This is a genomic window from Caballeronia sp. LZ032, assembly GCF_031451315.1.
Classification (GTDB): domain Bacteria; phylum Pseudomonadota; class Gammaproteobacteria; order Burkholderiales; family Burkholderiaceae; genus Caballeronia.
Window position 1 is genome coordinate 1,245,352 of the sequence record NZ_JARUXP010000001.1, and the last position, 25,969, is coordinate 1,271,320.

Genomic DNA, 25,969 nt, shown 5'->3' on the forward strand with positions numbered 1-25,969 from the left:
TTGCGCGAAAGGTACATCATGCGTCCGTTTCGAGGCACGGCAGCTTGTTTCGGACTGGGCCGGTATGCAGTTCATGCATCGTCCGGGGATCGACCAAAAGGTAACGTTCAGCGGCATAGTGTTAAACGGCAAAATTTCATCGTCATCGCTAGCGGACCTTCAATTCGGACGCTGATCGATCGCTCGGGGGCGAGGTCGTGTGGAAACGCCGATTTCGCTACTGAGGGCGAGATTGCCGGTCCGCTCGGTCAGGTTTGACATATCGAGGCTGTGCGAATCGAACATCGCCGCATAAGAAAGCCCCTCAAGGCTCCAGCTTCCAGTCACCTTCATGGCCTTCGTCATCCACGCAGTAGCAAGTTTGTTCATGACTCGCTTGATGTTGTAGGCCATCACCTGAAGGCTCATCTGCGTACTCACCTGCCCACGCGTCCGGGTTAGGAAGTGTGCTGGCTCCATCCAGTGCTTGAACGTGCCGAAGACATGCTCTACAGTACATCGACGGATGGTCGTTCCACCGGGCATCCAGTCGAGGCGACATCGCATGCCCCTCACACCTTTTGAATTCCGTGTCGCACGAACCGTAGCCCACCCCTTTGGTAGTCCGCACACGGCGACCAAAACCGGCGCAAGCCAATCCTGCCATCCCTTGTTTTTGTGTTGTTCAGTTTGTCGTCCGCAAAATCCCATGTGCAGGGTAGCCTGCTGCTGCGCAAAAAAGCGATTGCACGGCGCAAGAAAGACGATCCATCGACGCAGGAAAATGAACCGCTCGTTGGGGGATATGGGCAACACCGTGCGGGTAGATCTCTCTGCGCGCGCAAATCGGCCAATCAATTGAAAACGTGAAGCCATGAGTGCTGGCGCAATATGTAGAAAGCGGGACTACGTGCGTCGCGCAGACAAATTTAAACGAAGTGTTGGCTTTCGACACTAGTCGCCTGTCGCTTCCGCAGCTTGAGCGTGTGAGGTATTGCCGAGCAGCGCAGGAAAAACGCTGTTCAGCAGGGCGATCAATTCGAATCCCGCGATTGCCCGGCGCAACATGCAGGACTGAGGTTTCCCACAGCGCGCAATGTTTCTACCATCGGAACCGCTGCCGAAACGAAATCGTTGATGGCTCCACTGGTAGCCCGTGTGGTCGTGCCATTTCTCGTGCGAATCCTTTGTGTTTGTCCCCGCACAATCGCGAAAAAAAATTACTGTTCCAGCCAGTTCCTCTTCATTCCATTGTGTTCCCGTGCCCTGATTCAGCCTGGATTTAGGGTATTGACGATCACCGGCAACCGTTTGCAAGATGGCATTCAGGCCGTACACCGGAGCGAGTCATGCCGATGGTGAAGAGCTTTACCCAGGCGCAATGGGATGCCGCCTCGCGCCGTCTCGATACGCTGCAAGCAAAGCCTGCGCATGAGCATCGCGTCAATGTCCGGGATGCAATCAGGTCTATGCAGGCCCAGATCAGCAGCGCCCAGAAGAAGGGGTACACGCTGGAGGAAATCGTGCAGCAGCTTGCGCAAGATGGCGTCGAAATCAGCGCAAGCACGTTGAGATACGCGATGCAGCGCGCGGCGAAAGAGAGTCGACCTGTGCAGGCGGAAGCGGCCGCAGTGCAGAGGGCGACGACGCCAACACGCGCGAAGAAGGGTGGTCGGGAACGGTTATCAGATGCCGGCAGCAAGCCTGCCGGGAAAACGCAGGATGGGGGAAGGGCAGTCAGTCAGCAGGGATCAATGGTGATTCGGGACGCGTTCTCGTTCGAGATCACCCCCGATGTTGAAAACTTGTAGAGGGCTCAAATGGACACGACGATTTCCCCCATTTATCTGGTTGGCGGCAGCAAGGGCGGTGTGGGCAAGAGCTTTGTATCGCTTGCGCTGGCCGATTATCTCCAGTGTCAGGATATCCATGCCGCGCTGGTTGAAACCGACACCTCAAATCCGGACGTCATGAAGGCGGTTCAGGACGAGATGCATTGCGTTGCCTATAGTCTGGATGATGCAGACGGCTGGATTGGCCTCGTCAATTTCTGCGACGGACACCGGGACGCGGCAGTAATCGTCAATACGGCGGCGCGTAATCAGGCAGGTGTTGCGCGATTTGGTGCGATGCTGGCCGGTACGTTGGGCGAGCTTCAGCGCCGACTAGTCGTCCTGTGGGTGATTAACCGGCAGCGCGACAGTCTCGAACTGCTGCATGGTTTCAGCCGGACCTTCCCCGATGCGCTATCACACGTTGTACGCAACGGGTACTTCGGCACGCCGGACAAGTTCACGCTGTATCAGACCTCGGAGCTTCGCAAAACCATTGAGAAGAAGGGCAAGTCGCTTGATTTTCCCGAACTCGCGGATCGGGTTGCCGACGAACTGCGTGGTCAGCGTCTGTCGATACGCAAGGCTGTCGAGACGATGCATATCGGCGAACGGGCGGAGTTGCTGCGATGGCGCGCGCTGTGCGGAACGATGTTTGACAGGGTGACGGTCGATGGGTAACAGGCGAGGCAGGCCGCCGGATGAACTTGCCCGCCTGTTTCTCGACGTCACGGGCGAATTACCCGACGACGCCAGTATGTTGCGGATGCGGCGGGTGTCGGGGGCGCTGAACCTGCGCGATAACGATGCGCTGTGGTCTGTGCTGGTCATGCTCGAATACTATGGGCGGCTCTATGAGGCGATGCCGGAACGCATCCGGCAGGCGAGCGCACGCAGTCTCGATGCGGTACGGGCCGAGACGGGCATGGCGGTGGATGCGCTGATGGGGCAGCATCGCGATGCGCTCGCGCGCTGCAAGGCGACGATCGAACTGGCCGAACAGATGATCCGCGAGCACGAAACGCGCTATCGGGCCGCGCTCGCGGAATTGAACAGCGAGGCATTGACGTTGCTGTCGGGACGGGCCGCGAACCGGATTGCTCATGCAGCAGGGAACCGGCTTGTGGGTGCGATAGCTATCGCGGCACGCGATCAGCGGCAACGGCTCGATGCAGCAGTGGAATCGTATGAACGGGTTACTGCACGGCGGTTCGCGAGAGTGTGTTACGGGCTGGCAATCGGCGGCCTGGTTGTGATGATGCTGGCGGCGGGCGTTGGCGGGCTGGCAGGTTGGTGGGCGAGCAGCCATTCTGTGCAGGCAGGCGGTTCTCCGTCCGCCCGCACAGCCTACACCTCATCGGTCTCGCCTTCCATGAACGCGGCGGCATGGCAGAGCACGTCTGCTGCCGCGTCGTTCTGGTCGAAGGCAATCATCGGTGCCCGGTAGCCTTCATCTTCGGCGCGGGCGAGCGCCATGTCGAAGTGCTGCCCTTCACTGTATTGCAGGTCGGTCGCCTCGACGGACGTCAGATAGAGGTCGGGTGAGCCCTCCGCATTGGTGGCGAGCACGGTCATTCGGATGCGGGTGGTCATGATGGTTTTCTACGCCAGACAAGCAGGCAGCGGGTACGGACCTGACCCCTACCCCTCGCCCCGTTGCCGGGGCGAGGGGTAGGGGTCAGGCCGCGCGCGGGCCGGATTGCGTGCCGTTCATGCCATCCGCAGTGGGGAAGGGCCACGGCGTCAGCGGTCTGCTCGCGACGGGAGCGGCTTCTGCGTCGGCAGGTGTGTTGTTGATGTGTTCCGTGCCGGTCCCGGCATCCGGTTTCGGGTGGCCGTCCTCACCTTCCGGCGTTTCGTTCCCTCCGTTCCCGGTATCGGTATCGTCGCTGTCGTCCTCATCCTCGTCGTCGTGGCTTTCCCACGAAGGCGTGGCCGGGACTTCGCGATCGGTGAGGATTTCCGGGACCCATGCGGCTTTCACAAGCCGCAGTTCAGCGGCGGCTGCCGCGTCGGCCTTCTTCATCTTGCCGAGGTCGGCGGCCACCTTCGGGGACACGGCGCTCGCGACGACCTCCGCGATGCGCGCCTTGCTGACGTGATCGAAATACGAGGCGCGCGTGGGCGTCCAGTACCGCGTCATGTCGAGGTCCAGGGCACTCGCGAGCGCATTGATGGCATGAGGCTTCTCGTCACTCGCGATACCGTCAAGCAGCGCGCCGGTGCAGAAGGCGAGCAGGTCGAGCAGGGTCGTGCCGGGATCCTGTTCAATCAGCCAAGGCAGCAGGTCCGCTCGCCGCGCAGGGAGTTCACGTCCCCACCGCCCGCGCTGTGCCTCAATGAGACTCCACGCAGTGCTCGTGGGCAGATCGTCCGCCGCGCCGAGTAGACCGTCGCGGTTGCTCGTGCAGGACAGTTTCAGCGCCTGCGGTGCGAAACGCGTCCCATATCCCTCCGGAAAGACTTCCGGAATCAGGCGTTGCAGGACGGCGGCGAGGGCGACGGTTGGCCGAGCGATCAGTTCCGCGTGAACAGCGGCGGTGCGATGCGCAGTGAGGCGCTGGCACAGCTTCGCGCTGTGAACAGGCTTCTCGGTCGCTTCGGGTTTCTCTTTCTCGCCGGATGCGCGTTCAGTTTCCGGCGTGCCTGTCACGGTCGCGCCCACCGCCTCCAGTGCAGCGCTGTTTTCACGGCGCACCAGACCCCGCGCGATGATCAGTTCGCCCTGCGGGCCGACCATCACGAATGCACCCGCTTCGGCCATCTGCTGCGCGTCCCATGTTTCCGCGCGGCTTTCGAGCGCGAAAATAGCCGCGTTCACCCTGTCGATTTCGGCTTCGAGGCGTTCGCCTTCCTCGTAGGCGTTCTCGTTGTCCTCCGACAGTGCTTCGAACTTTTCGGCCAGTTCATCCTGCTGCGCGGTGAGCGTGTCCATGTCTCGCCGTTCGTCGTCGGTGAAGGGGCGCTGCACAGGTTGCAATCTGCCGTAGCGGTTCAGTTCGAACACGTCGCGCTCGATACGCTGTTCGGTCCAGCCCCACCCTTCGATGCGGACTTCTTCGGCGGCGGCGTCGAGCTTCGCGGCGGCGAGGCGTTGCAACAGTTCGGGGTCGGCAATGTAACCCGCGTTTTCGTCGTCACTGAAGAGATCACGTCTCACGTAACCTCCCGCTGCTTCATAGGCGTCCAGCCCCACGAAGCGCACCAGACGGCTGCGGCTCGCGTCGATCTCGGTGCGTGTGATCGCCTGCCGCAGATAGTCGGGCTGACGTTGCCACTCGTTTGCTTCGAACCAGATACCCTCTTGCGTCTCGTGATCTTCGGTGAGAGCGAGCGCCGAAAGCTGGTCGAGCGTGATGGCGTCCTCGCGCAGCAGGGCAAGCAGCCTTGGGGAGGCGCTGGCGAGCTTCATGCGCCGTTTAATCGTGATTGGCGCGGCGGAGAAAAGCGCGGCCACGTAATCGACGCTGCGACCTTCCTCGGCCAGCATCCGGTAGGCGCGCAGCACGTCGAACGGGTCGAGTCCTTCGCGTTCGCTGTTCTCGATCAGCGAAATGGCAAGGGCTTCGCCCTCGCTGACGATGCGCACCGGTACCGGATATTCGGCGGTAATGTGGCCCTGCTCGAACAGCAGATCGAGCGCGGCCTGTCGGCGTTGACCGGCACAGACGCCAAGCTTGCGATGTTTGCCGCGCGAGCCCTTCACTTCGTGAACAATCAAGTTCTGCAACAGCCCTTTTGCCCTGATGTTCGTGGCGAGCGAGTCAATGCCCGACAGCGGTTTTGTACGGGCATTGAGCGGCGAGCGCCGCAGGGCGGAATACGGTACGGACACGACTGGCTGCTCGTTGCCGAAACTGGTTTCGAGCAGCGGCGCAGCATTGGCCGTCGAGTCTGTGACGGTGTCGGCTGTGGCGGCGTTTGCGGTGTCGTTCATTTGCGTGTTGACTTCGGCTTGCATGATTTGCTCCAGATAGAGAAAGGAAGGTTTCGGGTCACGGTGCTGCGGCTTGCCATCAGGAATGACCCGAATAGGAATCCTGATGGTATGGGCCGGAGTCGGGCAGCGATGGGCCGCTGCCCGTGCCGTGCTTACGCCTTCATCTGACGCATCGCGTCCGCGAGCATCCACAGCGCGCGGTTCAGTTTCACGTTCTGGTCGATGCCGGTGACGGGGCGGGTGGACATGGAGCGTCCGCTGCGCGAGCGCCCGTGCAATCCGCCTTTTGTTAAAGATTCTTGAATGCGGTTAAAAACCGTCCAGAGATCGTCGCGGCGGTCCTCGAAGCGGCGCACGTTGAGCAGCTGGCTTTCTGTGATCGGGGCGGGCGCTTCCGTGTCGGTCGGGTCGTAGCGCAGGGCGAGGGCCGAGCGGGCGAACGCGTGCTGTTCGTCACGGGTGAGTGTCACGGCGCGCATGCCGTCCTTCTGTTCGCGGATCAGGTCAAAGCCGTCGAGCACGTCGAACGCGCCGTTGACGACGTTCTGCACGATGTTGCCCCTGTGGGGGACGCGGACCTCGCCCACGGTTTCGCCCGCAACCATACCGTTCTGGCAGACGAAGCGATAGACGCCACCGAGTAACTGGAACCCGCTGCTTCCATCGTGCGAGTTGAGGAGGATGATTTCGTTGACGTCCTCGCCGGTAATCTCGCTCGCAGGGCGCATGCGGATCAGATGCTTGGTGAATTCGCGCTTGTCCTGAGCGCGCACGCGGGTCTGGCACACCATGAAGGGCTGGAAGCCCTCGTTACGCAGGCCACGCAGCACATCGATGGTGGGGATGTAGGTGTATCGCTCGGAGCGGCTTTCGTGCTTGCCGTCCGCGAAAATCGATGGCGCGACGCGGCGCATCTGGTCGTCCGAGAGCGGGGAATCGGCGCGCAGCATCGGGGAGCCGGAACGGAAAGAGGATGCGAGTTGCATGGCAGTCTCCACAGTCAAGGTTGAGGTCTGAAACCGGGCGGAGGAATGCGCCGTGCCGTTGCGGCTGGACACCTTCCGGTGGAACTCGGGGTTGGCCTTGCTGCCGCCAGGCTCCCGGGTTTCCGCCCGTGCGACTGAAGGAGCCGATAGCGGGCAGGCGTCAAGGAAAAAGGCGAGGGAGGGGTGCGGGCAACACGGTCCCTCGCCCCTTGATGCCTGCCCGCTATCGGCTACGGTCGCGGGTCAAGGGCGGTAACCAGGGAGCCGGATGCATGCCGCGTCCCGGGTGGACCGGGCGGCGATGCCGCGGATGCGGCATCTTCCTCGAAGGCGACGGGGCTCACTGCTGCGCCAGGGATTGATGCCCGTCAGGGGCGAGACGCGGAACGGGGCTCGACGCGCAGCGCGAAAGCCCGGTCACGACGCGTAAGCGGCGGGGGGCGCCCGACGTTGACACGGGTGGCGTGGCGAGCACAGGCGCCAATTACGATCTATTGCCAGCGGACCGCGCCGCAGGTCTGAAGCAAGGCGGGGGTCAACGCCCGGTTTCCGTGTCTGTCGCGCGGTACGGTGCGGGTATCTGGCCGCATGCGTACGCGACGAGATCGCGGCGCGCAGCCAATGCGGGTGCAATGGGTCCGGGAGGTGGTCATCCGGGCTTATCCGGGGGCCATTCATCGGTATGGACGGTCCGGCTGTCACGTCTTGGTGCGCAACGAACCGGAGGCGGATCGCGGATAGCTGTTGCAGCCAGATTGCGCCCGTGCGGCATCCGCCGCGGTGCCTTCGCGTGCAGGATGAACAAGCGCGGAGACGGTCTAAGGCGAGCCCTGCTCCAGCGGCGCGGAGGCTGTCCGGCTCGCGGATCCGCTTTTCCGCAAACAGTCGGTGTCATTGCACAAATCCGGCGCGCAAGCCGGTCATGCCGATGGATGTCGCATCCGTCTTTCAGGGACGTTTGCGTGGGTCGCGCCCGGCGCGATTTACCACCGGCGCTGTCGCTGGCCAGGCTCACGGGTCCGCGCGGTACCTTCGCCACAGGTCGTTATTTCAACGTTGCTGTTACGCGCACATCGGCGTCTTGATGGGATAACATACCCATTCCTGACAGTAAAAGATTTAGAACGATGGGAAAAGGAATCAGGATGCGGTCCGCACTGGACCGACGGGGAAAGGCGTGGACCGTCGAGGCGTTGCAGGCGCTTCATGACGGGCAGCGGGAGATACCGGATCTCGTCTGCGATCATCCGCCGTGCGGATGTGCGGTGCGTTTCGTACATCGTTACCAGCAGAACCGCTCCAACCGGATCGAGCCAATCGATGTGCCCGCCTACATCGGCCTGACCAGTGATTCCGAGCATGTCGCCGGATGCCGCTATGACGCGCCGGGACGGTTGACGGCGATTGTCGCGCAGTCCGATCCGGATTTCGTGAAGGCACTCGACACCGGCAAACGCGAACTGCGACTGCTCGTGCTTCACAATGGGCTGCGCGGCAAGGGGCTTTCCGGCACGACGCCCGTCCCTCCCGGCACGGGTACCGGGACGCCGGGCGGGAATGCGACCATCGATGTTGTCCAGTCAGAGAAGAAGCTCTCGGGTTACGTGCGAACGACGGCCGACCTCGTCGCCCTTCGCGCGTTATGCGAATCGGATGCGTTCTTGGCGTCGGAACTGATTCTGCGTTTCGGTACGCGACGCATCGCATGGAAGGACTTCTTTTTCGAGCGTGAGCGGTACGACGAAGCGTGGGAGCTGGTGAGGCAGGGCGGGACGAACGCCTTCCCGATCGCGCTGGCGGCGACCGTGCGCTCGCACTACGTCCCATCACCGGGAGAGAAGTTCAAGAATGCTTTTCTGAACTGTGACGCGCTCTACCGGAAAACCGCTGCTCCAGACCGTGTCGAGACGTTCGAAGTCAGCATTGCCCATGAGGACGCGAACTGGCTTTTGAGCTTTCCAGTGGGTGCCGATATTGTCATGTTTGGTCTCTGGCGGGTGCAGGACAGGGTGGAGAAGCAGGGCAAGGACCCGCGCAATCCGTCCAAGGTCGTCACGTACGTGACGCACAAGTTGATGCTTGCGCCGAAATTCCGGCGCCAGGTGGTCCGAACGGACGTGTAACTGACGAATGCCATCGTGTTGCTGACGAGTCTGAGTCCCTGGATCGGATGAGGCGGCCATTCGGGCGCATGAGGTGGCGCCGCGCAACTGCGCCGCGCCACCTTCACGGATGCAGGTTCAGTTTGTATCAGCGGGGTGCTGTAAGGACGGCCTCGTATCGATCGCCAGGTTCGAGGTTTGCGAAAGCGAGGCGCCCGAGCTGCGCGAGGCGAAGGCGGTGCGACAGCGAGATGCCGGTGACATGGTCGGGCAACTACTTTGGAAGATTGGGCAATTCGATGGGCGACTATTTCAGTGATCGTGAGAACGGTCCGCGGGCGCGGACCATACAGACGATTTCACCAACCGTGTGGGCCGGGATCGTTGCGGTGGTTCAAGGACTGCTCAATAGCGGCTCGTTTGGATTCCGTTTTCCGGAGCGGTGTTCTGACGGGCAGGTGATTTGCGGTTGTGATTCCGATTCTCTGGCGGCGGCAGTGCGGGCCGAGATGCCGGGGCTGTTGTGGCCGCTCGAAACCGCACGCGCTAAAGACGACAACTATTATTCTGAACGCGAGCCGTTCGCGCCGGACACGCTGGTGATTCTGGACTTCGTCGAGTTTGTCCACGATTCGATCGCAAAACCGGTTCTCGGCGAGTACCACAGCTATTTCAAGCACCATCATCTGAGATTTGACCAGCAGGACGGGCGGGATGAGTTTAGATCGAACGTCAACAGTCTGCTTGCCCGCAACGGTGTGGCATACGAAATGTCGCCAACGGGGCGCATGGCACGCGTGCTTCCCCCAGTGTTGGGCGAAGAGCTGAGGCGCACGAGCTTCAATACCGGTGATCGCACGCTGGACAATATGCTGGATGAATGTCGGGCGAAGTTTTCTGACCCGAATCCGCTGGTGCGCCGTGAGGCGCTGGAGCGACTATGGGATGCCTGGGAGAGGCTGAAGTCGCTTGCGGACCCTGACAAGAAGCGGTCTGTGAAGATCATTCTGGATGCAGTTGCCACGGAGCCATCGCTTCGAGCCCGACTTGAGGCTGAGGCGTTGGAGTTGAACAGCATTGGAAATAGTCATCTGATCCGGCACTCGGAGATCGGCCAGCGGCCAGTCATAGACGTAGATCACGTTGACTATCTCTTTCACCGCTTGTTCGCAATGATCCAGTTGATGCTGAAGAAAAAAGGATAACGCGTGAACGCTCGTACGCCTCATCGGGATGCAATCCGAATACTGTTTCTCCTGAACGCGGGAAGCGTGCAATGGGTGGATCAGAGCGACGCGGCCGTCGCAAGAATCTTCAAGGGTGAAGCACGCTTGCACGCATTCGATTTCTGGATGCGCAATCCCGACTATCTGGCAAGCGAGCTTCTTGACTCCTTTGAAGCAACCGGTAATGTGCGACACCTCACGGCGGCTGAAGCAATTTTCGACAGTGACGAGCCGGATTTGAGGCGGATTCCGATGATCCGCTATTTGTTCGGTGCATTCGAGCGGCTTGACGATGCCTTGTCTTTGCTTCGGTCGCGCGACCTGGTGCGGATCACGGGTGTCAAAACCAAGACGAAGGTTCACGAGACGGATTTCGTCCTGACGAGCAAGGCAGTGGTGGTCTGCGAGAATGCGATCATCAAAGAGCCCATTCTGGAATGGTACGCAGATCGCGCCGCCTTGATCGCAGACGTCGCTGGCAGCCGCGGAGGCGGGGCGCTGAAAGAAAAACAATACGAGCAGGCCACCTACGCAGAGACGCAACTGGGCGGAGTCATCCCGCCGATCGGCGTTGATGTGCGTCAGAGGCTTGCCAGCCTGAAACGAGCCGCCTGAGGAAGGAGACCATGGCAAAGGCAAACATGGAATGGCTGGACGCCATTGCGCACAGGGCCAACGTGTCCCTGACCCGTGTGGAGGAGGTACTTACGGCGCGGCATATCGTACCGACGCCTGTATTGCCGGCTCCGCGGAGGATGAAGCTATTGAGCATCACCTTCGGAGGAGTGAAGCTGGAGGTCGAGGACAAGGGCGCGTATACCTTTGAATGGCCCGACCTCGGTGAAGGACTGTGGGGCATGATGACGGACCGCAACCTTCGCGGTAAATCGTCAATCATTGAAGTCGTTCGCTGGATGCTGCGTGGCAAGCCGTCGACAAATCTTCAGGATGACGTGAGGGCGTGGATACAAAACGCGTCGGTGCGATTCGAACTTGACGGTGTCGAGCATGAGATTCAGGTTGACTGTCGGGAAGGGGCGCGCGGATCAATGAGCCGGCGAACATCGACGGCGGGCGCTGCAACGGTAGTCGCGTCATTCAGCAGTGACAAGCAGTTTGAGGCGGTCATGTCGGACTTCTTTCTGCGTGCGTTCTCGATGGAAAGCCTGGCGACCTGGCGAGACAGTGAATCAGAGGACAAGAGTGGGCAAACGGTGGTACATGGTTGGCCCGCATTGTCCGGCGCCATGTTCATCGGCACCAATTACGACGTTGTTCTGGGAGACCTGCCCGCAACCACCGGAACGCAAGCGCGGCTGATGCAGATGTATCTGGGGGTCCCCTGGGTGTCGACGCTGGCGTCTGCAACTGCTGCCCGGAAGCTGGTCGACTCCGGCAATGAGCTGGATAACCGGCGCCGGAGTCAGGCAGCTCGGTCTCGACAGGCACGGGTGGCAGAAATCGAAGTGCAGCTTGAGGAGAAGCGCGCGAGCCTCAGTGCGCTGCCGTCCGACGAGTCGATTCAGGCCGAATTGTCACAGCTAAGCAGAAGGTATGCCGAGTCCAGGCGACGAGAGAAGGCGATGCAGGAGCGCCTGGATCGCGAGACCGTTGCCGAGGACCAGGCAAGTGCGGCTTATCTGCAGGATCGCAGAGACTTGCAGGCCCACAAGGACTCCACCGCGGCTGGGGCGATCTTTCGTTTGCTTGATCCGACCTGCTGCCCCCGGTGTGATCATGAGATCGACAAGGAAAAGAAAAAAAAGGAGGCCATCAGCCATGCATGTGCGGTGTGTGGTGAAGGCATCTCTGGCTCTGAAGATGCCGACGTGATCCGAGAGGAACTGGAGGCCAGTGTCAAAGCCTCGAAGGCGGCGTTCGACAAGGTTCAGAAGGCCAAAAAGCAGGCTGCCGATGACCTGGTTGCGTTACATGAAGACGTGGATCGTATCGAAGCCAGACGCGATGAGCTAACCAGTCAGCTCGGCACATTTGAAGCTCGAAGGTTGCTGGCAAACGAGATTGCGATTCTCGAAGGGCGTCTCGAAGAGGCGCGATTCGACCCCGGTGTCAGTGATGTTGTGGATGATGAACCGGCGGTCCTTAAAGCAATCGTCGTTGAAACCGAGTCGCGCCTGAAGGCGGTGCGCGACGAGTTTCTCGAAGAGGTCTCGACGAGTTTGCTGCGATACGCGCAGAGCTTCGGGATGCACAGCCTGTCGAAGGCTGAACTTCGAGGCAATGCAAACCTGTTCCTTGTCAAAGGCGGCGCGGATACCTCCTTCAGCAAGGTGACGAAGGGGGAGCGTCTCCGTCTGAAGGTTGCCACGGTGCTCGCGATGATTCAGGTTGGCGAACGGCGCGGCATAGGGAGACATCCGGGGCTGATCATGATTGATTCACCGGCCGCGCAAGAAGTCGCACCAGAAGATCTAAAAGGACTGCTTTCAGGCCTGGAGGGTGTGCGAGAAGAGCTCCCTCATCTTCAAATATTTGTTGCGGGTATCACCTCACCTGCGATGCACGAATTCATTCCAGGAAACCGTCGTAAGGAAGCGATAAACGGAGGGTACCTGTGGTAACGGATGCCACAGCCCCCCCGAGCCACCCGTTGGAGCGAGTGTTGTATGGGCTGTTGGGCGAAGGAAGGGTGGTAGGCGTCGCTGATCTCGGCGGCTTGGGCGCGATCGTTGAGGGGTCTTCGACCGTCGCGACGTCACCGCTGGCGGGCGAAGTTCTGGCGGCAGTGCTACGTGAGCCCGGTCATGCGAGTGGGGATGACGCGCTGCAATGGAGAACTGCCGTAGGTAATCTTGTCCGGGGTGCGGTGACCGATATCGTTCTGGTCGAGATGATCGATGCGGCGCACGCTTGCGAAAGCCTTCCGGAGATCGTGGCCGAGGAGATATTCATGGCCTTGCTGCAGAAGGCCACAAGCATGTCAGGGGAGATATCTGGTTATGCGCGCGCGGTTGCGCTGGAGGGAGCGTTCCGGTTTGCGCTATCAAACAGGCGCAGACAATTCCGCTTGCTCGACGCGCTGTTGAGCATAACACTGGCCGATGGGCCTGAGTATCTCCCGTATGCGGCAAAGATTCTCGGTGTCGCGCATTCCTATTGGCGCGAGGACGAGTTGGTCAACGTGTTGACAGGCCTCGTCGATTGCGAGGAGGCTGCCTACGAAGCGACGTTTGAACTCGGAATGGCAGCGTTGACCTCTGCGCTTGATGAGCCGCGCAGGGAGACCGCTGCTCGCTTGTTCGGCGAAGCCTTACGCTGGTTCAGGAAGGCTCAGGTATTGCGAGAGCACGCACCTGAAGCGTTACTTTACGTCGAGAGTCTCACGCTTCTCACTGACTTCGAAGGGCACGGGACGAAGCCGGAGTTGGCGGCGAGAAGCCGGTCGATTCATCAAGCGGCCTTCGAGCTGCTGGCTTGGCATACGGACGATTCCTCACCCGCATGGCTGGGCGCCCGTCACCTTCAGGCGTCGTGCTGGAACAGCCTAGCCAGCGTGTTGATTTCTCTGGTGGACAGTCTTGATGAGGTCAGCTGGTGGGAACCGGCGGTGGTCATCGAAAGCCAGGTGCTGGCTGCATATAGTGCTGGGCGCACGGTCCTGAAGCGAAATCGTGAGGGATATCTCGAGACGTTGCTGCGCCCGAGGATTGAGGCATCGATTGGGGGCCGTGAAGGACACGCCTATCTGGTGAGGCGCTGGGCTCTGCAAAATCAGCAACATGCATTGATACCAGAGGCGCATGCCTTATTGACGGGCATCGAACGCGCGATGTCCCCTGCTGTCGAGGTACCGCGTCACCCTTTTGAGGCAGGAACCGTTTGGGCGCCGGTTGCTGCCGTACTTTCGCAAGCCCGTTGTAGTCTGGAAACGGAGCACAGGGTCAAGGAGTTGATCGCCAATGCATTTACGTCCAGCCTGGAAAACCTGAGTGGCACCGAGATCGATATTTTTGATCACTGTCGATCTGCGGTTGAGAAACATCCAGACCATCGCAACAACGTGCGTGGTGCGAAGCTATTCGATACCGTCCTGCTCTGGACAGTCCGGTTTTTGAAAAACCGGCTTGAGATGACCAAAAAGGACGATGCCACCGTTGCCTATCTTTTCGAGAGTGCGGACGGGACGCTGCCGCTCGAAAGCGCCCTGCAGGATGACTATTTTCGCTGGCTCGCCACGCAGACGGCGGCTGGTGAAATCGAGGCCACGAATCTGGGGAGCGGTCGAGCCGATGTCGCGCTTAAGACGACTGGCGAACGGATTGTCATCGAGGTCAAGCGCGAATTGCAGGATGCCTCGTTCGATGCTTTGACGAAGAGCTATGCGGGCCAAACCAGTGACTATCAGAACGTCAGTATCCGGCTCGGATTTCTACTGGTCCTTGACCTGACCGAAGCGAAGCGGGCGGGCACACCGCATATGCGCTCTCTTGTCGAGTGTCGCTCTGTGTTGCGAGCGGGAGAGGACGCGCCACGGTATGTCGTCATTGTCAAGGTGCCTGGGCGCAGGTACACGCCCCATGCCGTTCGCGCGGACGCAATGAGCCTACCGCAAGGCGGCAATACCGCGCTCGTCGGGATACCTGGACGACGCTCTCAAGTCACTTGACCGTTACAGTTTTTTATCTCTGCGGTATCGGGGAAACAATGGAGAACCTCAGGGCGAGCAGAAGCATGGCGCAGAGATTGTGCTCCGCTTAAATTTTACGGTGAATCGCGATCTTGCCCCCTTGTGCTTTCCGCTCGCGCTGATTCCAAGGTCATCGTGAAGTTATTGGCGTGAAAGAAGAGACTTTCATGTACACCCGCGCGCATTGGTGCGCTCGAGTCTGCCGGCCAGGTTCCGACGCGATGATGAATTGAAAGGCATAGGCGCGAGCGAGAACTTGATGGGAACGAGGAAGAAGGATGCCGATGTTTTTTACTGTTATACAGAATGGTAGACGGGTGCCTGCTGGGGAACGTTCCAGAGCATTCTTGGCGGTCGACAACTGGGATGACTGGTTCACGTACAACACGATGTACTCGCTCATCGTCTACGATGCTGACGGAAAGGAATTCCACGCTGGCAGCGTGAAGATTGGTCAGTTTCAGATGAGCGAGGGCCAGCGTCGCCCAAGCATCCCTGATGAGTTCGATGAGCTGGGCGAGGAGTTCTTTTCACTGGGACAGGATGATAGCTATTACGAAAAGCTCAACGAGTTGGGGGCAGAACTTCGCGATCAGATTTTGCGCGCTTTGTGCGATGTGGCGATTGATCCAGAGCGCTTTGGACGAGCGCTGGAGGAGAAAGTTACCGGAATCTCGTTGCTCAGGTCAGTTCCCAGACGGACGGTCGAGACGCAATATTCACGACTCGCGCGAGGTGGTGCGCGTCTCTCCCGTTATGAGTTTTCCTATACAGCACCAAAAGCGGCAAGGTCCAAGGCCGAGCCGGTAACATTGTCCTTCGTGGTAGAGCCTGAGTCCATGCCGCCGACAAACATCCACGTTTTAATCGGTCGAAATGGTGTGGGCAAGACGCATTTACTGAACCACATGTCGCGCTCTTTGGTAGACAAGCGAGCTGACAAATCAGAGGTTGGGTCTTTCAATGCTGCTGGTGAAGAGGATGATGAGTGGGGGAGTGAGGAAGAGCTGTTCGCCAATCTGGTTTCTGTCACGTTCAGTGCATTTGATCCTTTTGAGCCATTGCCAAATCGCCGCGACAAGTCGGAGGGATTGCCATGCGCATATATCGGACTCAAGCGAACGGGAACGACCCAGGACGGTAAACCTCTCGCTCCAAAATCACCGGAGCGACTGTCGGCCGAGTTTGGTAGCAGTGTTCTGATTTGCAGTCGGGGGGCGCGTCTGGTGCGTTGGCGTCGGGCGTTAGAGACACTCGAAGCCGACCCGATATTTCGTTCTGCGGACGTTGCGGGCCTGGCAGATGAGGGACTGGAAGACGATGAGCTTAAAGCCAAATCGAAGAAACTGTTTGCCGGACTAAGCTCTGGCCATAAGATTGTTTTGCTGACTATCACGAAGCTTGTTGAAACCGTGGAGGAGCGCACTCTCGTACTGCTCGATGAGCCGGAGGCGCATCTTCATCCCCCCTTGCTCTCAGCATTTGTTCGGGCGTTGTCGGATCTGTTGGTCAATCGCAATGGCGTAGCTATTATCGCAACCCACTCGCCGGTTGTGCTTCAGGAGGTGCCGAAGAGTTGCGCCTGGAAAATACAGCGTAGCGGCCGCAGTGTAGAGGCAGAGCGGCCCGAGGTCGAAACCTTCGGTGAGAACGTTGGTGTGCTTACGCGGGAGGTCTTTGGGCTGGAAGTTACGGATGCCGGATTTCATCAGTTGCTTCGAGCCTCTGTCGAAGATGACGATGATTTCCGCACGGTACTGAGCAAATTCGACAGTGAGCTGGGCGGCGAGGCCCGCGCTCTTGTCAGGGCAATTCTCGCTAACCGCACCCGGCGAGGAGAAGAGGAATGATCAAGCTGAATCGTCCGGTTCTCGATGCCGAGGAAGTATTTTCCGCATGTATCAGCCGGATCCGAGACGAAGGTCTGAAGCAGCGCATGGTGGATGTCATCAATGACATTGTGGATGCGTCCGAGGAGTTTGATCAGGCTGCTACGCACAATCGCCTTCACCAGATCGCCCGGGATGCCATGGTTGGTGGCCTGGTTACCCGAGCCGAAATGGAAGCGGTCTATACGAATAGAATGGCAAAGAAGGGTGCACCAGGCAGGGATGCATATGACGCGCTTTTTACATCAGCCCCACAGGGAAAATGCCCTCTGTGCGGACACCGAACTGTCTCCACGCTCGATCATCATCTTCCCAAGGCGCATTATCCGGCCCTGGCGGTCACACCTCTTAATCTGATACCGGCGTGCGGCGACTGTAATAAGGCGAAGCTGGCGAGCCTGCCTGCGACCGCGAGCGAAGAGACCCTGCATCCCTATTTTGACGATATCACGGGAGACCGTTGGCTGTACGCTGAAGTGGTAGAGGTTGACCCGGCTGCCTTGCGCTTCTTTGTCAGCGCTCCCGCGCATTGGAGCGCAGTGCTCGCTGCCCGGGTTGACCTGCATTTCCGTACGTTGGGACTTGCAAAACTGTATTCCGCAGAAGCGGCGGACGAGCTACTCAACATCCGGTATCAGCTTGAAACTATCCACGCTGCTGGCGGGGCGGTTATGGTGCGCGCCGAACTGGGAGAGCGTGCCGAGAGCTCACGCTTGATCCGTCTTAACGGTTGGCGCGCCGTTAGTTTCGAAGCTTTCGGACAAAGCAGGTGGTTTTGCGATGGCGGCTTCAGATAAATGTCGCATTGGAATCGGCGCTACGCAGTGAAGCGTCAATTGACATCGAGAAACCCCGTGAGCCCTAGTCCGGTCCGTGAGGCGAGGTGATTTGCCTGAGGCGTGCCGGAGGCCATGCCTCATAGTGACCAGTTCGCTTCTGCATCGGCCGAAGCGAACATAGGGTGCCAGCCGATAAGGAACGGCCCACGTTATGGAGAGCATGACACTGTGGGATTGAACGATTCTGGATGAAAGTGCACGGGGCGTCCAACGTGTCTGTTTTATCCGACGATTGATATCTTGATGGCGTTGCATAGGGAGCAGGCTTGGCTCAAACGATGAACCGGAAAAAGTTCCATCATTTTCTACACGATGGCTATCTGAAGGCGTGGCGGATGCCGACCACCATTTATGTGTATGACCTTCGCGAGAGAAAGTCATTTGACAAGACCGGACGTGACGTAGGCGGGGAGGGGAAGTTCAACGTCTTCAGTTTCGATCAGACAGTGATCGATCTGCTTCGCTACACGTTCGCGGAGCGAGCGCATCGTGATGAGTCGGGCGGAGTTTATCGATTGATGCTCGGATTCATCGATTTCATGAAGGATTTTGATTACCAGCACAAATCGGACAATCTGCTGGAAGACTTCTATGGGGAGTTTGAAACCAGAATCGGTAAAGCTCTTAAGCTGGTGGAAGATGGCAAACAATTGATTCTAAACGAGACTCAGGAAGCTTTCGATAGTCTTGTATTTTTCTTCTGTCTCCAGTTGTTCCGTACGCCAAAGATTCGCCGGCTGCTTTCTGATGAAATGGTTTCGGTCTATTATGCGAATGAGCAGCTGGAAGCGCAGCAGAAGGCCGAGTATATCAAGATGCACCTTTTCATCTCAGGGTTGGCGATGGCCGTGGACATCCTGGGCAAGGGCTGCAGGATACGGTTGCGTTACGCAAGGCATGCGGGAAAGTTCGTCAACAGTGATGCTCCTGCCGTCCTTAGGAGCGGTGTGCTGCGCCGGCTGGAAGAGATGGAAGGCTGGATGCCATTGAGCCCGCACGTGCTGATGGAGATCGAATGCATCGGATTGGGTTTTAAGTGGGAATGTCGAGGCGACATTAGCGGCATCGAGGTCGAGAACTTCAACCGTCGGCTGATCCGCAATGCGGAGCGGTGGGTGTATTTCAGTAGCAGAAGCCAACGTGCCAGGCACCTTGATTGCATTCCGGCGTTAAGAAAGTAGCCCTCCCGAAGACGACGAAGCACAAGAATCGTTTGGCGGAACCCACCCATTTATGCAAGACGGATTGCTAGCGGCCGGGCCGGCGCTTAACAGGCTTGATCGCGCGTCGTGAACCCTCTGAAGGGACGCGCGAATTTGCGAATTGCGTCGGCTGCAAAAAGCTTATACTCGCCGCAATAAATAATGCGAGAGCGCCGGTCCATGATTTTCACACGCATCGCCGACTGGATTGAGACACAGCAGCCTTGGCTTTCCGATGCCGCCCGCCGCCTGGTCGTCAATGGACGCATAGGGGACGACGAGATAGACACAATTCTTGCGTTGGCAAAAGCGCACGCCGGCGTTGAAGGCGCAGCGGCGAACGTCGCGCAGCCCCTTACTCGCGACATGCTCCCGGTCGGCGGCGAAGCTGCAAAATCGATCACCCTCCTGGCGCTGCGCAACCTGCGCGGCGTCAATACCATCGCCCCGGACCAGTCGATTCCGTTTTCGCCGACCGGGTTGACGGTCATCTACGGAAACAACGGGGCGGGGAAATCGGGATACTCGCGCGTATTGCGCAAAGCGTGCCGCGCACGAGCCACGGGTGGCCTCATCCTGGGCGACGTTTTTGCCGCCGAGGCGGGAGCGAGTCCGAGCGCGGAGATTCTTGTCCAGAAAGAGGGCGACGCCGCTCCCGACGCGCTGGTCTGGCAACAAGGCTCGCCGGCTCCCACGGAGCTGGCAACGATCGCGGTGTTCGACAGCTACTGCGCGCACGCGTTCACAGACGCGGAGGGAGAGGTCGCATATACGCCGCGCGGCCTCGACGTTCTCGCGAAGCTCGCGGCGCTGTGTGGGACGCTTCGTGCCCGACTGGAACTGGAAATCAATGGCATTCAAGCGTCGGCCACTTCGTTCGCCGACCTTCTCGGCGAGCACGCGGCAGGCCGCGCGCTCGGGACGTTCGACAAGCGCTCCCACCTGCCGGCATATCGCAAGGAGCTGACGACGCTAGCCACGCTGTCCGATGAGGCTCTTGCAGAAATTCAGCGATTGACGGCGGAGCTCGCCGAGACCAATCCCGCCGCGCGCGCTGCCGATCTTCGCGGCAAGAAGGCGCGCATTGATGGGCTGGTGATCCGATGGGAGCGATGCGAGGCCGCTCTTTCCGTTGAAAAGGTAGGGGCGGCGATTGAGCTTGGATCGGCGGTTGTCGCCGCCGAAACGGCCGTTCAACTTGCCGCAGAGGCGTTCGCTGCCGAGGGTGGCCTGTTGCCTGGTACTGGCTCGGATCCCTGGCGGGCGTTGTTGAGCGCGGCCAAGGAGTTTTCAACGACATTGGCTTACCCGGGACATCATTTTCCGCACGTTGATGGCGGCCGCTGTGTGCTGTGCCAGCAGGATCTTGCCGCCGCTGCGGCTGAGCGCATGCGGCACTTCGAGACTTTCGTGGAGCAGGAGGCGCAAAAACTCGCGGAAGCCGCTAGGCTCAAAGCCAGCGCCGCTTTTTCCGCCATTGCCTCGGTTGATCCGGCCGCCCTGCTGGCCGACCATGTGCTTTTGAACGAGATCGAGCAGGCCAAGCCTGGGTTGCGCGAATCTCTGCGACAAGCCGGCGACGACTTGTCGCGCAGACAGACCGGACTCGCCGAAGCCTGGGCGGCCAAGCGCTTTGACGTCGCGACGCCGGCCATTGTTTCTCAGGCCGTGGCGCTCCGCGAACTGTCGCGCGCCATCGAGGAAGAGGCCGCGCGTTTCGACAAGCTTGCGGCGGCGGAGGGGCGCAAGAAGAGCGAGCAAGCCCTTGCAGACCTGAAGTCGCGGCAAGCTCTGTCGGGGCGGCTCGCGCAGATCATCCAGATTGCGGACAACTTGGCTTTGAAGAAGAAGCTGCAAGCCGCCCATCGCGCCGCGGATTCGACTTCCGTTTCGAGAAAAATGAGCGCACTTCACGCCGAGGCGCTGTCCGCCGACGCGGAGGCGGCGTTCGCCCGTGAATGCGCCGCGCTGGGCGTTGGCCATGTGCCGATCCGCAGCACCACGCGAATGGAGAGAGGAAAGGCCAAGCAGCAGGTGAAGCTGGACACTTCTGGCGCTGAAAAAGTCGGCGAAGTCCTCAGCGAGGGCGAGCAGCGCGCGCTCGCGCTTGCCACCTTCATGGCGGAAGTGTCGTTGGTGGAAGGTCATGGCGCGATCATCTTCGACGACCCGATGTCATCGCTCGACCATGCACATCGGGAAAAGGTCGCGCGCCGGCTCGTTCAGGAGGCGTCGAACCGTCAGGTGATCGTGTTCACTCACGACCTGGCCTTCGCCAATCATTTGGCCGACGAGGCCAGCGCCCAGAAAGTCGAGGCCAGCGCTATGAGCGTGCGGCGTGTCAGGCAGCGCGCCGGGCTTGTTTTCCCCGAGCTCCCCTTCGCCGGCGTGAGGGTTAGCGAGCGCCTGGAGCGCATCAAGAAAATGGCGGCAGAGGCTGATCAACTGCTTCGCGATGGAGAAATCGAGCGCTGCGAAAACATCGTTCGTGTCGGATACGGGCGCCTGCGGGAGACCTGGGAGCGCGGCGTGGAAGAATCAATCTTCAACGAGACAGTGGTTCGTTTCCGGCCTGGCGTCTCAACCCAGAGACTCCGGGCGGTGGTGCTTGACGACGAAGATTTCTTGAAGCTCAACGCGGCGATGTCGCGCTGTTCGTATTACGCAGCGCATGACACCTCGGCGGACGCCAACACGGCCACGCCGACGACCGACGAGCTGCGGGCGGACATCGAAATCGCAAGGAAGTTTTTTGCGGACCGGAAGAAGTTGAACGAGGAAACAGATCGGCGCCGTCGCGAGCTGCTCGAACGAGCGGCCGTCTTCAAGCAGGCCTGATGACGGCGCCGCGCGGTTGCTGGAAGCGCGGATCCTGCGTTCAGTCTGGACAGCAGCGGGCGGTCAGATGGTGCATATTTTCTGATGCATAGGCACCTGCAGACAAGGCGGCGAGTGTATTGTGGAGGCGTGTGATATGCACGTCATGCACGTGAATATACTCCATAGCGGTATGGCAGGGTGTTCGGTGGCCGAGCCCCATCGAGCATGTGGAAGTCAACCATGATTCCGTCAAGCACCGTGCGATGCTGGCTGTACTAGGTTGATAGTCTGGTATTGGGAGAAACGTCAGAGTGGTCACGACGGTTACCTTCGATGCGAATGCACTCGCAAGGATCAATGAGCATGCCGGTGTCGTTTCGGCTTTAGGCGATGGGCGCATCAAGGGCTATTTTTCTCAAACATATCGAAGTTTGGAAGGGATCCAGAAGAATGACCGAGCGGAGGCGCTGGCAAAGACGAACGTCGTACGCCGTTCCACATCGCCGGACAATCAGACCGCGAACATCACTATCGAAGTCCGTCACTATCGCCCCCCGCTAGATGAAAAATATCAGGCTGCCGTGGAGGAAGCGCTGAGCCTCGGTCTGCGAGCTCTTCGCGGCCCCGCGCGCTGGGTTGACGGTTTGACGGTGAAGGATCCTGACCAGTCTTTTTACGTCGTCGAGACGATCCAGGAGATGGTTGCCCACCGCGAGAACGTGAATAAGGTTGCCGCTGCCATTGAAATGCGCGGCGTTGGGCGTGCGATCGCGTTGGAGCTAGGCAATCAATACAACGCTTCGGTTGGTGTGACACCGGCCAATCCTAAGCTTTGGCTTGAGGGCCTTGGCCATGCGAAAACCAAGGCACAGCGAAAGACCGTCGCGAAAGCGATTGCCGAGTGGTCCGATGGTGATGGCATCGCTTCGCATGTCGGCTACGGAATCGACCTATACTGCTCTGACGACTTTGGGCACAACGCGGGTGGGCCGACGATAATGAATCTCGAAAATCGTGCCTGGTTATCGTCGGTTTACGGTGTCGTGTTTGTGACGTTGTCGGAATTGGCGGAAAAACTGAATGTCGGGTAACCGCACATTTTCAATATCTCACATGCAGGCTGATTGATTTTGGAGGAATTGGGCAGTGACGCTCGCACCTTCCCTGGCCTCGCCTGCGGCGCTGTTTCGCAAACTTGAACGCGAGTCGTATAGAACCTACCATTCCCGTAGCCGTGTTCACAAAGCGGACCATTTCTTCAACTTCTGCGTTACCGCCCATGCTATGCGCGACTATTTTCTTGAGCATCTGGGCAAGATTCATAAGCGGGACAAAGATCCGTTTCACGCGGAGTGGAACACCGAACCTTTGCTTGTTGCCATAAAGGACATTGCTAATTCCTCAAAGCACTTCCAGCTTCGTGACCGGGTATCTGGCGAACGCAAAGCGGCATCCACAATGGGCGTCCGTCATCGGAGATCGAAATTTATCGAGATCTATTCCGATGGGGCAGGGAAATTCGAGGCAATAGCCGCCGAGGGGCAAGATATAAGTGTCAAGCTATCAGACGGGACAACATTACCACTCCACGAATTCACTCATGGAGTCATGAACTACTGGAGGGACTACCTGCGCCAGCACGGAATCAAAATCAAGCGTCAGTCCGTTTCCCAGCTTATCGGTAGCGCTGCCTAACTATGAAATTTCGAGTGCGCGAGACCTGATGCTGGATGCACATTAACGGTCAGGTTGCCGTCTCTCTGTGCGGTGTCTGAGTGATGGCGACATCTGGCGCAGGGACCTCTGCAGCTTGGAGACGACGAGCATTCGTGTCGATCCAGACGTCGCAGTAAACGTCTTTGCTGTCTACATCTTGCGCCACAACCCGAATGTGTAGGCGTGATGGGCTTGGAACCTTGCATCGGTTCCCGCCGAATCCAGCACTTGTGGGGCCGCTCAGATTGATATCGGGATCATCTGGGTGGGGTGGCTGGCGAGAAAACCAATAACCGAAGTGGACGTATTTCTTGGACTCCGGTGGGAGATCAAACTGTTCCACATAGCGCGGCTGAATTGATCCGTCTACGTGCGGTGCATTTATAACGTAAGCCACGCAGTCCTTCAAATGCGCGCTCGATCGATTTTTTACGATAGCCGTTACGCTATAGCCCTTAACATCTTCATTGAAGGTAAAGTTCGGTGAGCGAAGCTCGTCCGTGATGGTCACGCCGAGCGGTTTTACCATCCTGTAAGCCCTAATGCCGGTCAACAGGATGGCTGCTACCAAAGCTACTAGCCAACTGACTATCGCAACCGCCAGGCCGTTTTCGATCTGATTGGGTATCGTGCCGATGCCTGTGCGTTTAAGGATATAGCCTAGTAATACCGCACTAACGACAGTCGGCCAGCCGAAGGTCTGCCCCGTAGCGTCCCGAACTGCGAAGCGACACCATTCCCCTAGAAAGCGCTTGAGCTTTTTCTTGTTCATGCCGCTCATACTCGTCGCGCGACACCGTTGCTCATCAACCCAGCTTCAAGATTACTGAACCTCGCCCAGACATCGTCTCGATATACCTTTTGCATCGGATCATGCGAAATACCTTGCCTGAACAGGCGTTCCTCTTCTACCAAACTCGTTGCAATAGCGATGCACCATTCGACAGCATATTCGGCCTCGTCTTGCAGCACGTCATCGACGCGATTGAAGTTTACGGCTCGGCATGCCCGATCCCACCAGCGTTCTAGGCGCGAATATTCTTCTCGGATCTCTGGCTTCGTCAACGCGGTGCCGTCCACCTTGAATCTATGCAGCAGATCAAGGGCTTCTTCGCGCAGGCGTCGTTTTGCGAGGTCTTCCTCGTAATGCTCTTTGCATAGGTTGCCAGCGTACGGACTTTCATAGCATCCGAATCTGGCACATTGGGGCAGTTTTCTTCGCGTCATCGGCTATTACGGGGCGGTATCTGGGGTAAGGTCGGCCGATGGGTAGAACTCGGGCAGGTTATCCAGGTGGTTCACTGGCTTATTGCCATTCACCGTTTTGAGATAGTCATCGTCGGCCGCGACGACGTCTCTGCGGTTCCGTTGTCTTCAATGGAGGGTTGATTTTCCAGTTTCAGGGTACCTCGAGGTTGCCCATCCAGACCACATTTGCTCTCGTCACGATGGGCGGAACAAGGTGCGGCAGCTGTGAGAACACATGATCGACCGCTAACCTCAGTTGTCTGAGATAGCTCCGGCAATGAGATTCGTCAACGCTCGTCAGTGTGACCGACGCCGAGGTCGACACGTCGATGTCGGTCTCCAGCTCCTTGGCATGCATGAAGTTGTTGCGAATGACGCGGATGCTGTCAAGTGTATCGTATGTAGGATCTCCGGCTGCCAATGGAACATAGGTGCCTCCTCGGGCCGCGACCAACGCGACTGCCGCGTCGTTGAGCTTATCCAGCGGCTGGCGCCTGTCTTTATATGTGGGATGTGCGCCGGTCTGTAAAAAGACCAACCGGTTAGCGATTGCCTCGATGCAGGCTGCAACTGCGACGAGGCAGGACACGCCATGTCGGAGCGCGTCGTCCAAGTTTTTAGACGCGCGATGGCGCTTCACCGCATCGAATTCGGTGATCGCCGTCTCATAGTGCAGGAGGGCAAAGGACACTTCAATTTTGGGTTGACCAGCTGTGTCGTGTGTCAGGCGGTCGTACTTTGTTAGCACCGGCGCATGGTAATCAATGGAACCCATACCCGGGGAGACTAACGCATGAAATGCTTCAGCAGCGGCAAGGCTCAATGCGTTCTGAGCAAAGGTTTTGTCAAGCAGGTGGCGCAGAGCGTCTAGGTTCGGTTCAACGTCTTTGGGATGGTTGAGGTACTCGGCATTGTAGCGGTCGCGCAGATCGGCCAAAGCCGTGAAGTCGAAGTGTACTGAGTTCGGGCGACTGAGCGTACGAACGGTGACAAGGTCCGCAAATTCGTGCTGGAAGAGGTCGTTGCCGTCAACGTAGATGAGATGAGTGCCCTCTGCACACCAGGGTGTTGTCCCAAGTACCAGCGGTTCGTTGAAGTTGAACAGTGTCCGTGCGTTCGCGTTCGCCCTGCCAGCAACGATGACTCTGCTGGCGGGCTCCAACCCGGCGTTCACTCCTCCGCCTGCTAACCCGGCAATTATGCGGGCTGCGATATCGCCGTGCTTGAGGTTTTGGAATAGGTGGCCACTGGAAAATACGGGGAAGCGTGTCAGTCGCGCCGCCCGCTCCCGCAGAAGTTGCGCGTTGATGGCAAGGAATGGGTGTTCTGGTTTTACGACCCAAACGTCGCGGTCGCGTTGCAGGATATGTTCGACCTTCAACTGGTCGATATCGTTGCCGACGGAAATAGGAGAGCCGTCAATCGCCGTAAAGAGATACATTTCAGTTGGATGTCGAGCTGAGATTTTCGGCCCACCTCGAAAGACGTTCACGAGCTTCGTAAGTAATCGAAAAAATTTTGTCCGAAGACCAGATGAGGCAT

The 25,969-nt window shown here is 58.8% G+C and carries 22 protein-coding genes; 14 read left to right on the plus strand and 8 right to left on the minus strand.

Features of this window, described 5'->3' with window-relative positions:
- Positions 1 to 159 precede the first annotated feature (159 nt).
- Entirely contained in the window at positions 160 to 855 is a 696-nt protein-coding gene (locus tag QCE69_RS39490; protein ID WP_377791973.1) for a hypothetical protein, read from the minus strand.
- Positions 856 to 933: 78 nt separating this feature from the next.
- Positions 934 to 1,317, minus strand: coding sequence for a hypothetical protein (locus QCE69_RS05805; RefSeq protein WP_309929859.1), 384 nt, complete (start codon positions 1,315 to 1,317; stop codon positions 934 to 936).
- A gap of 11 nt (positions 1,318 to 1,328) precedes the next feature.
- Between QCE69_RS05805 and QCE69_RS05810 the strand changes: the two genes are divergently transcribed.
- Genes QCE69_RS05810 through QCE69_RS05820 form a run of 3 tightly spaced genes read left to right on the plus strand, consistent with a single transcriptional unit; the run spans position 1,329 to position 3,258 of the window.
- Positions 1,329 to 1,790 carry a hypothetical protein gene (locus QCE69_RS05810; RefSeq protein WP_201661402.1) on the plus strand — a complete coding sequence of 154 codons (462 nt, stop codon included), beginning with the start codon at positions 1,329 to 1,331 and terminating at the stop codon, positions 1,788 to 1,790.
- A 9-nt stretch (positions 1,791 to 1,799) separates the two neighbouring features.
- Entirely contained in the window at positions 1,800 to 2,492 is a 693-nt protein-coding gene (locus QCE69_RS05815; RefSeq protein ID WP_201661404.1) for a P-loop NTPase, read from the plus strand.
- Complete coding sequence (locus QCE69_RS05820; RefSeq protein ID WP_201661407.1) at positions 2,485 to 3,258, plus strand: hypothetical protein; 774 nt, start codon at positions 2,485 to 2,487, stop codon at positions 3,256 to 3,258. The genes QCE69_RS05815 and QCE69_RS05820 overlap by 8 nt, the downstream gene beginning before the upstream one ends.
- Here the strand turns inward: QCE69_RS05820 and QCE69_RS05825 are convergent.
- From QCE69_RS05825 to QCE69_RS05835, 3 genes are all read right to left on the minus strand, one after another.
- Complete coding sequence (locus QCE69_RS05825) at positions 3,159 to 3,404, minus strand: hypothetical protein (RefSeq protein ID WP_201661410.1); 246 nt, start codon at positions 3,402 to 3,404, stop codon at positions 3,159 to 3,161. The genes QCE69_RS05820 and QCE69_RS05825 overlap by 100 nt on opposite strands.
- 85 nt (positions 3,405 to 3,489) lie before the next feature.
- A complete protein-coding gene (locus QCE69_RS05830) occupies positions 3,490 to 5,772 on the minus strand; it encodes a ParB N-terminal domain-containing protein (RefSeq protein ID WP_309929861.1) in 2,283 nt (760 codons plus the stop codon).
- 131 nt (positions 5,773 to 5,903) lie between these two features.
- Positions 5,904 to 6,737, minus strand: coding sequence for a DUF932 domain-containing protein (locus QCE69_RS05835; RefSeq protein ID WP_309929863.1), 834 nt, complete (start codon positions 6,735 to 6,737; stop codon positions 5,904 to 5,906).
- Positions 6,738 to 7,882: 1,145 nt separating this feature from the next.
- On the opposite strand from QCE69_RS05835, the gene QCE69_RS05840 reads away from it, so the two are divergent.
- From QCE69_RS05840 to QCE69_RS05890, 11 genes are all read left to right on the plus strand, one after another.
- A complete protein-coding gene (locus tag QCE69_RS05840; protein ID WP_233472157.1) occupies positions 7,883 to 8,860 on the plus strand; it encodes a hypothetical protein in 978 nt (325 codons plus the stop codon).
- A gap of 278 nt (positions 8,861 to 9,138) precedes the next feature.
- Positions 9,139 to 10,044, plus strand: coding sequence for an AbiJ-NTD4 domain-containing protein (locus QCE69_RS05845; RefSeq protein WP_201661420.1), 906 nt, complete (start codon positions 9,139 to 9,141; stop codon positions 10,042 to 10,044).
- 3 nt (positions 10,045 to 10,047) lie between these two features.
- Positions 10,048 to 10,680, plus strand: a complete 633-nt coding sequence (locus QCE69_RS05850; protein ID WP_201661422.1) for a hypothetical protein — start codon at positions 10,048 to 10,050, stop codon at positions 10,678 to 10,680.
- 11 nt (positions 10,681 to 10,691) lie between these two features.
- The gene (locus tag QCE69_RS05855; protein ID WP_309929866.1) at positions 10,692 to 12,647 is read left to right on the plus strand and encodes a large ATP-binding protein; all 1,956 of its coding nucleotides are present in this window, start codon (positions 10,692 to 10,694) and stop codon (positions 12,645 to 12,647) included.
- A 38-nt stretch (positions 12,648 to 12,685) separates the two neighbouring features.
- On the plus strand, positions 12,686 to 14,692 hold the full coding sequence (locus QCE69_RS05860) for a hypothetical protein (RefSeq protein WP_309931569.1): 2,007 nt from the start codon (positions 12,686 to 12,688) through the stop codon (positions 14,690 to 14,692).
- Positions 14,693 to 15,060: 368 nt separating this feature from the next.
- Positions 15,061 to 16,563, plus strand: coding sequence for an AAA family ATPase (locus tag QCE69_RS05865; protein ID WP_201656066.1), 1,503 nt, complete (start codon positions 15,061 to 15,063; stop codon positions 16,561 to 16,563).
- A complete protein-coding gene (locus QCE69_RS05870; protein WP_309929870.1) occupies positions 16,560 to 17,399 on the plus strand; it encodes a hypothetical protein in 840 nt (279 codons plus the stop codon). Before QCE69_RS05865 ends, QCE69_RS05870 begins: the two co-directional genes overlap by 4 nt.
- A gap of 308 nt (positions 17,400 to 17,707) precedes the next feature.
- Positions 17,708 to 18,622, plus strand: a complete 915-nt coding sequence (locus QCE69_RS05875; RefSeq protein ID WP_309929872.1) for a DUF4238 domain-containing protein — start codon at positions 17,708 to 17,710, stop codon at positions 18,620 to 18,622.
- A 201-nt stretch (positions 18,623 to 18,823) separates the two neighbouring features.
- Positions 18,824 to 21,481, plus strand: a complete 2,658-nt coding sequence (locus QCE69_RS05880; protein ID WP_309929874.1) for an AAA family ATPase — start codon at positions 18,824 to 18,826, stop codon at positions 21,479 to 21,481.
- Positions 21,482 to 21,774: 293 nt separating this feature from the next.
- The gene (locus QCE69_RS05885) at positions 21,775 to 22,554 is read left to right on the plus strand and encodes a hypothetical protein (protein WP_201656078.1); all 780 of its coding nucleotides are present in this window, start codon (positions 21,775 to 21,777) and stop codon (positions 22,552 to 22,554) included.
- Positions 22,555 to 22,609: 55 nt separating this feature from the next.
- The gene (locus QCE69_RS05890; protein ID WP_201656081.1) at positions 22,610 to 23,158 is read left to right on the plus strand and encodes a hypothetical protein; all 549 of its coding nucleotides are present in this window, start codon (positions 22,610 to 22,612) and stop codon (positions 23,156 to 23,158) included.
- Between the two features lie 49 nt (positions 23,159 to 23,207).
- On the opposite strand, the gene QCE69_RS05895 is transcribed toward QCE69_RS05890, so the two are convergent.
- From QCE69_RS05895 to QCE69_RS05905, 3 genes are all read right to left on the minus strand, one after another.
- Positions 23,208 to 23,951, minus strand: a complete 744-nt coding sequence (locus QCE69_RS05895; RefSeq protein ID WP_201656084.1) for a hypothetical protein — start codon at positions 23,949 to 23,951, stop codon at positions 23,208 to 23,210.
- A gap of 5 nt (positions 23,952 to 23,956) precedes the next feature.
- Positions 23,957 to 24,406, minus strand: a complete 450-nt coding sequence (locus QCE69_RS05900) for a hypothetical protein (RefSeq protein WP_309929880.1) — start codon at positions 24,404 to 24,406, stop codon at positions 23,957 to 23,959.
- A 172-nt stretch (positions 24,407 to 24,578) separates the two neighbouring features.
- The gene (locus QCE69_RS05905; RefSeq protein ID WP_201656090.1) at positions 24,579 to 25,919 is read right to left on the minus strand and encodes a hypothetical protein; all 1,341 of its coding nucleotides are present in this window, start codon (positions 25,917 to 25,919) and stop codon (positions 24,579 to 24,581) included.
- Positions 25,920 to 25,969: the final 50 nt, after the last annotated feature.